This is a genomic window from Streptomyces triticisoli, from assembly GCF_003270085.1.
Lineage (GTDB): Bacteria > Actinomycetota > Actinomycetes > Streptomycetales > Streptomycetaceae > Streptomyces > Streptomyces triticisoli.
Genome location: NZ_QFDQ01000298.1, coordinates 22,401 through 31,755 on the forward strand (window position 1 = coordinate 22,401; position 9,355 = coordinate 31,755).

Annotated in this window: 9 protein-coding genes and 3 pseudogenes; 3 read left to right on the top strand and 9 right to left on the bottom strand. The window is 69.9% G+C overall.

The features are described 5' to 3' along the window. Positions 1-129 precede the first annotated feature (129 nt). Genes DEP02_RS33060 through DEP02_RS33070 form a run of 3 tightly spaced genes read right to left on the bottom strand, consistent with a single transcriptional unit; the run spans position 130 to position 3,354 of the window. Positions 130-1,032: a carbohydrate ABC transporter permease gene (locus tag DEP02_RS33060; protein ID WP_112471351.1), complete on the bottom strand. Its 903-nt coding sequence runs from the start codon at positions 1,030-1,032 to the stop codon at positions 130-132. Further along, entirely contained in the window at positions 1,032-2,054 is a 1,023-nt protein-coding gene (locus tag DEP02_RS33065) for a carbohydrate ABC transporter permease (protein ID WP_112471352.1), read from the bottom strand. Before DEP02_RS33065 ends, DEP02_RS33060 begins: the two co-directional genes overlap by 1 nt. 10 nt (positions 2,055-2,064) lie before the next feature. Continuing rightward, positions 2,065-3,354, bottom strand: a complete 1,290-nt coding sequence (locus DEP02_RS33070) for an ABC transporter substrate-binding protein (RefSeq protein WP_112471353.1) — start codon at positions 3,352-3,354, stop codon at positions 2,065-2,067. Positions 3,355-4,297: 943 nt separating this feature from the next. Here DEP02_RS33070 and DEP02_RS35230 point away from each other — a divergent pair. The 3 genes and pseudogenes from DEP02_RS35230 to DEP02_RS33085 form a co-directional block, all read left to right on the top strand. Next, the gene (locus tag DEP02_RS35230) at positions 4,298-4,483 is read left to right on the top strand and encodes a tyrosine-type recombinase/integrase (RefSeq protein ID WP_232839393.1); all 186 of its coding nucleotides are present in this window, start codon (positions 4,298-4,300) and stop codon (positions 4,481-4,483) included. 49 nt (positions 4,484-4,532) lie between these two features. Beyond that, positions 4,533-4,676 (top strand): annotated as a pseudogene (locus DEP02_RS33080) (pirin family protein); the annotation flags it as partial. A gap of 52 nt (positions 4,677-4,728) precedes the next feature. Continuing rightward, positions 4,729-4,890, top strand: a pseudogene (locus DEP02_RS33085) (transposase); the annotation flags it as partial. A gap of 361 nt (positions 4,891-5,251) precedes the next feature. On the opposite strand, the gene DEP02_RS33095 reads toward DEP02_RS33085, so the two are convergent. The 6 genes and pseudogenes from DEP02_RS33095 to DEP02_RS35235 all read right to left on the bottom strand — a co-directional run. Next, the gene (locus tag DEP02_RS33095) at positions 5,252-6,484 is read right to left on the bottom strand and encodes a cytochrome P450 family protein (protein WP_112471354.1); all 1,233 of its coding nucleotides are present in this window, start codon (positions 6,482-6,484) and stop codon (positions 5,252-5,254) included. Beyond that, on the bottom strand, positions 6,481-7,719 hold the full coding sequence (locus tag DEP02_RS33100) for a cytochrome P450 family protein (protein WP_112471355.1): 1,239 nt from the start codon (positions 7,717-7,719) through the stop codon (positions 6,481-6,483). Before DEP02_RS33100 ends, DEP02_RS33095 begins: the two co-directional genes overlap by 4 nt. Then, positions 7,716-8,318 (bottom strand): GTP-binding protein, encoded by a 603-nt coding sequence (locus tag DEP02_RS33105; RefSeq protein WP_112471356.1) that lies wholly within the window; start codon positions 8,316-8,318, stop codon positions 7,716-7,718. Before DEP02_RS33105 ends, DEP02_RS33100 begins: the two co-directional genes overlap by 4 nt. Continuing rightward, the gene (locus tag DEP02_RS33110) at positions 8,293-8,652 is read right to left on the bottom strand and encodes a DUF742 domain-containing protein (RefSeq protein ID WP_112471357.1); all 360 of its coding nucleotides are present in this window, start codon (positions 8,650-8,652) and stop codon (positions 8,293-8,295) included. Before DEP02_RS33110 ends, DEP02_RS33105 begins: the two co-directional genes overlap by 26 nt. Further along, entirely contained in the window at positions 8,649-9,071 is a 423-nt protein-coding gene (locus DEP02_RS33115; protein ID WP_112471358.1) for a roadblock/LC7 domain-containing protein, read from the bottom strand. Before DEP02_RS33115 ends, DEP02_RS33110 begins: the two co-directional genes overlap by 4 nt. Next, positions 9,068-9,355 (bottom strand): annotated as a pseudogene (locus DEP02_RS35235) (hypothetical protein); the annotation flags it as partial. The gene DEP02_RS33115 and the pseudogene DEP02_RS35235, both read right to left, overlap by 4 nt.

Genomic DNA, 9,355 nt, shown 5'->3' on the forward strand with positions numbered 1-9,355 from the left:
CGGTCCTTTCCGGGGGATGGCGCGGGGGTGTCGCGGGCTGGGGGGTACCGTCGGTCAGCGGCCCGCCCCTGCCGAAAGGCATGGCAGGGGCAGGCGTGGGACGGTCCGGTTCAGGGCCTGGTACCGGGGTCAGCCCTTCACGGCGCCGGTGAGGCCGCCGACGATGCGCTTCTCGAAGACCGAGAAGAAGATCAGTGCGGGCAGCATGGCGAGAGAGGTGAAGGCGAGAACCTTCGCGGTGTCCGTGGAGTACTGCGAGGAGAACACCTGGACGCCGAGCGGCAGGGTGTAGTTCGCCTGTGAGTTGAGGACGTACAGGGGCAGGAGGTAGTTGTTCCAGCTGCCGACGAATCCGAGGATGCCGACGGTGACCACACCGGGCAGCGACAGCGGGACCACCATGCGGAAGAAGAATCCGAGTCGGCTCATGCCGTCGATCGCGGCGGCCTCCTCGATCTCGTTCGGGATGGCTCTGAGGAACGGCACGAGGATGATGACGGTCATCGGCAGGCCGAAGGCGATCTGCGGGATGATCACGCCGAGCAGGTTGTCGACGAGACCGAGGTCCTTGATGACGAGGTACAGCGGAGTGATCGCGATGACCATCGGGAACATCAGGCCTGCGGCGAACAGGGAGTACATCGCGCCCTTGAGTTTGAAGTCGTAGCGTGCGATCACGAAGCTCACCATCAGACCGAGGGCGACGATGCCGACGGTGCTGGTGATCGCGACGATGAGGGAGTTGGCGAACTCGCCCCAGAACACCGTCGACTTCAGGATGCCGATGTAGTTGCCGACCACCCAGGGGCGCGGCAGGGCGGCCGGGTCGGTGGTGATCTGCGAGTTGGTGCGGAATCCGCCGAGCACGATGTAGAGCACCGGTGCGATGCAGACGCCGACGAAGAGCAGCGCGACGAAGTAGGTGACGGGGCTGCCCCACTTCTGCGGCTTGTCGCGGTTGTCGCGGCGGCCGGTGGGTGCCTTCGGCTCCGGCGCGGGGGACGTCCGGGAGGTGGTGGTCGTCGCGCTCATCACACGGTCCCTTCGGTGACGGCGCCCCTGAGGTCGCGGCGCAGGACGAAGCGCTGGTAGATCAGCGCGACGATGAGCGAGATCACGAACATCACGACCGCGACGGCGCTGCCGTAGCCGTAGTTGCCCGCGTTGCGGCCCTGGGCGAGCATGTAGATCGCCATGGTCGAGGTGCCCGCCGTGCCCGAGACGTACTGGCCCCAGATGATGTAGACGAGGTCGAACAACTGCAGCGAGCCGATGATCGACAGAAAGGCCCAGATGCGGATCGTCGGTCCCAGCAGCGGCAGCGTGATGCGGCGCTGGATCTGCCAGTAGGAGGCGCCGTCGATCTGCGCGGCCTCGAAGATCTCGTCGGGGATCGACTGCAGGCCAGCGAGCATCAGGATCACCGCGAAGCCGATGTACTTCCACGTGATGATGGCCATCAGCGTCCAGATGGCCAGGTCCGGGTCGGCGATCCAGTCGGCTTCCAGGGACCCCAGGCCGATCCGGTGCAGCAGGTCGTTGACGGCTCCGTTGCTCTGGAGCATCAGGCTCCAGCCGGTGCCGACGATGACCTCGGAGATGATGTAGGGCACGAAGATCAGGACGCGGATGGTCGAGCGGCCGCGGATCTTCTGGTTGAGCAGGAGCGCGAGGACGATCGCCAGCGGACCCTGGATGACCAGTGAGAGCACCAGGATCAGGCCGTTGTGCCACAGGACGTCGTGGAACGCGGGGTCGGTGAGGATCAGCTCGTAGTTGTTCAGGCCGACCCAGTCGGTGGGCTCTCCGTAGCCTTTCCACTGGTAGAAGCCGTAGTACGCGGCGAGCGCGACCGGGAAGATCACGAACGCCAGGAACGTGATGATCGCCGGTGCGGACAGGACCGCGATCTCCAGCCGCATCCTGGCACGGCCTCGGCGGTGCGCAGCCGCTCGCGGCGGAGCCGGGGGCACGGACGTGGTCGCGTCCCCGGCTCCGGGCGTGCCCTGCGACTGGCGGCCGTCGGCCGTGTCAGTGCCCAGGGTGTCGCTCATGTCTGCTTACTCAGCCCTTCTCGGCGGCAGCTTTGACGTCCTTGACGATGTCGGCGGCGGAGCCCTTGCCGGCCATCAGGTTCACGACGGCGACGTTCATGGCGTTGCCGACGTTCTGGCCGTACACGGTGTCGAGGAACTGCATCGAGTAGGCGGCCTTGTTGAAGGCCTGCAGTGCCGAGATGTTGTAGGGCTCGGTGACGACCCCCTGGGCTTCCTTGTTCACCGGGATGGTGTCGAAGGCCTCGGCGTAGGCCTCCTGCTGCTCCTTGGTCACGACGAACTGGAGGAAGCCCAGGGCCTCCTTCGGCGCGTTCTTGGAGAGCGAGTATCCGCCGGCGCCGCCCATGATGGCGGTCGGGTCGCCCTTGCCGCCGGGCACGGCGGGGAAGGGGAACCAGCCCAGGTCGGGGAGCGGCTTCTTGTCCGGGGTCAGATCGGCGATCACACCGGGGTTCCAGTTGCCCATGAGCTCCATGGCCGCCTTGTGGTTGGCGATCATGCCCGCCGAGGACCCGGCGCCCTGCTGCGACGTTGCCGTCAGGAAACCCTTCTGGAAGGGTTCGGTCTCCAGGAGTTCAGCGAGGTCTTCGCCGGCCTTGGTCCAGCACGGGTCGTCGAACGTGAGCGACTTGGCGGCCTCCTGCATGGTCTCCTGGCCGCACTCGCGCAGGGCGAAGTTGTAGTACCAGTGCGCGGCCGGCCAGGCGTCCTTGGCGCCGACCGCGATCGGCGCGACCTTGACCGCCTTCAGCTTCGCGACGGCTTCCTTGAGCTCGTCCATCGTCGTCGGCGTCGAGGTGATGTCGGCCTTCTTGAACAGGTCCTTGCTGTAGTAGATGCCCTCGGGCTGCGTGTCGAGCGGCATCGCGTAGACCTTGCCGTCGATCGAGACGCCTTCGAGGGCCGCTTCGCCCACGTTCGCCTTGTCGGTGTCGGTCAGCTCCAGTGCCTGGATCTGGCCGGCGTCGACCATGGCCTGCATCTTGCCGCCACCGCGCTGCAGGAAGATGTCGGGCGCGGAGTTCGAGTTGAGCGCGTTCTGCAGCTTGCCGTCGAGGTCCTCGTTCTGGACCGACTGGATCTTGATCGTGACGTCCGGGTGCAGCGCGTGGTACGCCTTCGCGGCGTCCTTCCAGTACTGCGCACCGCGCCCCTCCATCGCGTTCGTCCAGAGGGTCACCGTGCCCTGGCCGTCGGACGAACCGCTGCCGTCGCCGCCGCCGGCGCAGCCGACAGCGGCGAGTGCGATGCACAAGCCGATCGCGGCAGCCGTCGCGCTGCGGGTTCTCCTCGTCATCGTGGGAACTCCCTGATCTGTTGTCAGTGATCCAACTGCTGATACTTTGCGCAAACTAATGAGCCATCCGCGAAGTAGGAGCAAGGTGTACCGCCAGAAATGAACGAGGGGCAACCAGAAGTTTTCGCAAGTTGCGCAATCGTTACTGACGTAGCAGTCGTCGTACGTGATCACGAACGAGTGCGGTGACGATCAGGAACGTGCTCAGTCGCAGCCGGCCGGGCCCCGGCCGGCCGGGGCGGGCACCGGGAGGACGCCGAGCGCCGACAGGCGGACCGCTCGACACCTTGACACCGTTTTCCCGTCTCCCTGCGGTGCGCAGCACGTTGAGCGAGCGCCTCACGCAGATCCACGCGGAGAAAAAGAGGACGGCGCCGTCCGTTGCCGAGGCCCGCCGCGAACTCGGTCAGCAGACGGTCGCGGAAACCAGGTGAACATCCTTCCGCACCCTCAGGGCCATCCTGCGGGACGCCCATGGCAAGGGAGCCATGGCGGACGACCCTGTGAAGGGGGTCCAGGAGCCGGAGTACGTCCGCGAGAAGATGGTCATACCGTCCCTCGCCCACGTGAAGAAGGCGCTGACTGCCGCTGATGAAGACCTCGCGCTTGGGATCGTCATGATGGTGGGCTGCGGCTTGCGAAACGGGGAAGCCCGAGCGGTGAACGTCAACAACGTCGTGGCGGACGACGTCTACCGGGTGCACGAGCAGATCCACTCCAACACGCACAAGCCGGCGAAGCTGAAGCACCGCAAGGCGGGGGAGTTCCGGGAAGTTCTCCTGCCGCGCTCGGTGCGGGAAGCGATGGAGCGGTACGAGGAGAAGTACGGCACCACGAAGGAGGGCTATCTGCTGCGTGGTCCGAGCGGGTACTACACGGAGCCGATGGAACGGCGCGTGTGCAGAGGCTCTTCAAGGACCTCCCCGCGGAGGACGGTGTCGGCATGTACGGCTTCCGGCACTACTTCGCCTCGAACGCGCTCGGGAGCGGGGTACCGATCACCGACGTGGCCGAATGGATGGGGCACAAGTCCATCGAGGAGACGTATCGGACCTACCGGCACCTGGTGCCGGGGAGCATCACGAAGGCGGCTCGCGTCCTGTATGCCGGTCTCTGGGAAGCGGCGTGACGGCCGCTGGCGCAGTGGGCTCAATCCGGTTGCTCCGGAACTGGATCTGCGGTCTCAGGCGGAGATCGTACAGGCCCGCCGGGACTGGACGGAAGGCACGCGGTTCGGCGAGGTGAAGGGATACGACGGCGACCCGCTGCCCGCTCCGGAACTCCCGCCGGTCCCGCTGAAACCACGGGGGAGGACGCGCTGACCCGAGGAGACGTCTGAGCGTCGGCAGAGCAGGCAACGGTGCAGCTCACGGGTCCGGTCCGTACGCCGAGCGGTTGCGGCAGCAGTTCGAGGGGGTGAACCGGCGGTTCAGGACCGGCGGGCAGTGGCGGGAGGTGCCGCGGGAGTTCGGCACCTGGTCCACCGTCTTCAACCGCTTCCGGCAGTGGCGGGACGCGGGCGTCTTCGAGGTCCTGCCGGGACGCTGAGGCGAGGGCTTCCACGTGGTCGTCGACGTGGCCGACGTGCCGGGCGCCGAGCTCCGCTGGAGCGGGTCTTCCAGCACGAGCATCCGGGTGTCGGGGCCGCAGCGGCATGCGGGTGCCGTTCACCGGCGGTTTCCGGATGGGCCCGCAGTGCCGCGACGACGACGTGGAGCAGGCCTGCGGCACCCGGGAGGCCGTACGTAGCCGGCTCCCCGGGGTCGTGGGCGACGGCTGCGTACGGCGAATCCCGGGACGCACGGGCTCGGCGGGCCGCGGAGACGGGACCGGGGGACCGGTCCTGCTCCGCCGCGGCGCGCTCCGTGGTGCGTTCCCCGCCGGCCGGGCCCGGCACTCAGCCGTGCAGCCGCACCGGCACCTCCTGCCAGCCGAAGGCGATGAAGGACGGCACCTGGCGCAGTTCGTCCGCACCGACGGCCAGGCGCAGGCCGGGGAAGCGGTCGAAGAGGGCGGGCAGTGCCGTCAGGGCCTCCATGCGGGCCAGCGGCGCGCCGATGCAGCGATGCACGCCGATGCCGAACGCGAGGTGGTCGTCCGCACCGCGCGCGGCGTCGAAGGCGTCGGCGTCCGGGCCGTAGTGCGCGGGATCCAGCCCGGCGGCGGCGTAGGTCGTGATGATCGCGTCTCCCGCCGCAACGGTGACGCCGCCGACGGTCAGGTCGCTGACCGCGAACCGCAGGGGCAGGGAGGCGATGGACGGGTGCACGCGCAGCGTCTCGTCGACGACCGCGTCCCAGCCGGTCTTCCCGTCGCGCACCGCCGCCCGCTGCTCGGGGTGGGTGAGCAGCGCGACGACCGCGTTGCCGATGAGGTTGACGGTGGTCTCGAAGCCGGCGCCGATCACCAGCAGCAGCGTGTAGAGCAGTTCCTCGTCGCTGAGCCGGTCGCCGTCCTCGTCCCGGACCCGGATCAGCTCGGTGGTCATGTCGTCGCCCGGGCGCTCGCGTTTGTGGGCGATCAGCCCGCCCAGCACCGCACCGATCTGCTGCTGCACGAACGCGGCGTGCTCCGGGCTCGGATCGGAGGTGTCCATGATGGCCGCGACCAGCCGCGAGGTGTCCTCCCGCAGTTCGTCCGGCACACCGAACAGCTCGCAGATCACCTGCATCGGCAGCGGATGCGCGAGCCCCTGCCGCAGGTCCACCACCTCCCCCTCGGCACCGGCGGCCGCCAGCGCGTCCAGCAGTTCCGCCGTGATCGCCTCCACCCGTGCCCGCATCGCCTCGGTGCGCCGGTGCGTGAAGCTCGGCGCGACCAGCTTGCGCAACCGCGCGTGGTCGTCGCCGTAGGTGGACAGCATGTTCACCACGCCCACCCAGCCCAGGATCCAGCCCCACGAGGGGCGCTGTGCGACCTCCGGCCACAGCTTCCAGTGCTTGCGCGGGTCCTTGCTCACCCGCGGGTCGAGTATCAGCTCCTTGAGGGTGTCGTAGCCGGTGGGCGCCCACGCGGGGATGCCGCCGGGCAGCTCGACGGGCACGATCGGGCCGAGGGCGCGCAGGCGGGCGGTCTCGGCGGGGATGTCGGCGCCGAACGGGTCGAGGGCGATGCGGTCGGTCACGGTCACGGCGACTCTCCAGGCTGGTCGGGGGAGCGGGGGCTGAACCGCACGGGCAGGGACGTCAGCGAGCGGTGGAACGGGCCGGGCCGCCAGGTCAGCCGCTCGCGGGGCAGGACGGGCTCCAGGTCGGGCAGCCACTGGGTGAGCCGCTCTATCGCCTCGGTGGCGATGAGCAGCGTGTGCTGCTTGACCGGGCAGGCGTGCGGGCCGGCCGACCACGACAGGTGCGAGGCGTCCTTCGGGTGCAGGTCACCGGTCGTCTCCTGCTCGGCGAAGTGGGCGAGCGCCCCGTAGGAGACCACGACCGGCACGGCGGCCCGGATCCAGGCCCCGTGGAAGGTCAGGGACCGGCGCGCGAAGTGGATGCCGTAGTTCGCCAGCGGGGTCTCGTGGTGCAGCACCTCCACCACGGCGTCCATCACCGGGCGGGCCCCGCTGGTGAGGGTGGAGTAGTAGTCGGGGTTGCCGAGGATGCGGGAGAGCGCGTTGGACACGAGGTTCGAGGTCGGTTCGTGGCCCGCGCCGAGGGTGAGGAAGACCTGCCAAGTGACCTCTTCGGGGCTCAGCCCGGCCGGGTGGTCCAGCAGCAGGCTCGGCAGGTCGTCGCCGCGCCGCGCGCTCTTCGCGGCGATCAGCTCCAGGACGTACCCGCCGTACTCCTCCTCGCCCTCGGCCGCCTGGTCGCCGCCCTCCATCATCTTGCCCAGCGCCTCGTTCAGCCGCTCGCTCGCGTCGTCCGGCAGCCCGAAGAGACTGTTGAACACCAGCGCCATCAGCGGGCGTGCGAAGTCGGCCACCAGGTCGGCCTCGCCCCGCGGACCCATGCGGCCCACCAGCAGGCGCACCGCCCGGTGCACCCGGGCCCGCAGGTCGTGCGGCTCGGCGCGGTCGAAGGTGTCGAGCAGCGAGGAGCGGTAGCGGACGTGGTCGGCCCCGTCGGCGAACAGGGTGTTCGGCCGCCAGCGCATCATGCCGAGGACCGGCGAGTCGTCGGGGACGGTGGCCTCCCACGGCCGCGGGTCGCGCGAGAACGTCTCGGTGTCGTGCAGCAGGTCCAGCGCGGCCCGCCGGTCCGTGACGACGTACGCCGGCACGCCGGGCGCGAGCTCGGCCCAGCCGACCGGGCCCTGCGCGCGCAGGGCGGCGTAGTAGCGGTACGGGTCCAGGGCGAACCCGTCCTCCCACAGCCGTACGGGAGCCGAGTGGGAGAAGACCTGCTGGGCGGGGGAGTGGGCGGTCATCGGCCCTCCGAGGGACGGTCGATCAGGTGCTGGACCAGAGCGAGCAGCGCGTCGATCGAGGAGTCGGCGTCCCGGGCGTCGCACGTCACCATCGGGGTGGCGGGCTCCAGGTCCAGTGCCGCGCGCAGCTGTTCGTCGGTGTAGTGGCTCGGCGCGTCGGGAAACGCGTTGAAGGCCACCGCGTACGGCAGCCCGGTCTCCTCCACCAGGCCGAGCACGTCGAACGAGGCGTCGATACGGCGGCTGTCCACGAGTACGAGCGCGCCGAGGGCACCGTGGGCGATGTCGTCCCACAGCGAGCGGAACCGTTCCTGCCCGGGCGTGCCGAACAGGTACAGCACGACCCCGCCGGGCAGGCTGATCCGCCCGAAGTCGATGGCGACGGTGGTCGTCGCCTTCTCCCGTACTCCGGCGAGGTCGTCCACCTGCGCGGACGCCTCGGACAGGGTTTCCTCGGTGTGCAGCGGGCGGATCTCCGAGACGGAGTCGATGAAGGTCGTCTTGCCCACTCCGAACGGCCCGGCGACGAGGATCTTCACCAGGTCGCGGGCGGTGTCGGGCAGGTGGATGCCGCTAGTGCTTGAGGGCGCGGAGGCCATCGGCCACTCTCTTCAGCAGGTCGGGGTCGAACCGTTCGGCGGGCGGGATCGGGGCGCGGGCCAGCACCAGGTTCCGGTCGATCAGGTCACCGGCCAGGACACGGATGGCGGAGACCGGCAGTTCCAGCAGCGCCGCCACCTCCACCACCGTCAGCGAGCCGTCGGCCAGGACGTCCAGCAGGGCCGACTGGGCGGCCGACAGGCCGGCGGGCGCGGACCCGCCGGCGGCGGTGAGCACCGACAGCCGTTCCAGGTGCGGCCGGCTGGGCCGGGCCACGCCGCCGGTCGACAGATACGCGGGGACCAGGGGACGGCCGCCACGGCGGCCGGTCATGCCGGCGCGCCGCCGTCGGCTCCTCGGGTCGCGGCCGCCATCGCCTTCTCGCCCAGCCGCGCCACCTGGGAGTGGACGCGGTGCGCCAGCAGGTCCAGGCGTACCTCCGGTCCCCCGTACGCGGCGACACACGTGCCGTGGTCGGTGGGGACGATCAGGACGTATCCGTGGTCGGACTCGATGACCACCTGTCGTACTTCGGCCCGGTCCCGGTCCGCGAACGCCGCCGCCGCGGTGCGGCACGCGCCCTGCACGGTGCCGGTGATGGCGGCCACCCGCTCCGCCGAGGGCTGCGAGAGCGCGTCGGTGTACCCGGTGACCAGCCCGTCCCGGGTCAGCAGGACGGCGGCCACGACGTGTGGCACCTCCAGGATCGGGTCCAGCACCCATGCCGTGTCGCCTGTCTGACGGCTGGTCATCGAGCCGCCCCCTCTTCATGGTCGTTGTGTTCGTTCTCATCTGCGGCCGCGCCGCGCGAGTCCCCTGCTGCGGCGGGGCCGACCCGGCGGGGTTCCGGTACGGTCTGTGCGCCGGGGGCTCCCTGCACGCCGGGATCGGCCCCGGCGCGCGGGGAATCCGGGGCGGCGTCGGCGCGTGCCGCCGCCGTGGCGGACTGCAGTGCGCCGAGCGTGGCCGCGGCCTCCTCCGGCCGGCGTGCCGAGGGGTGCGGGGCGGACGCCGTCGCGGGCTGCGCCGCGAGGCG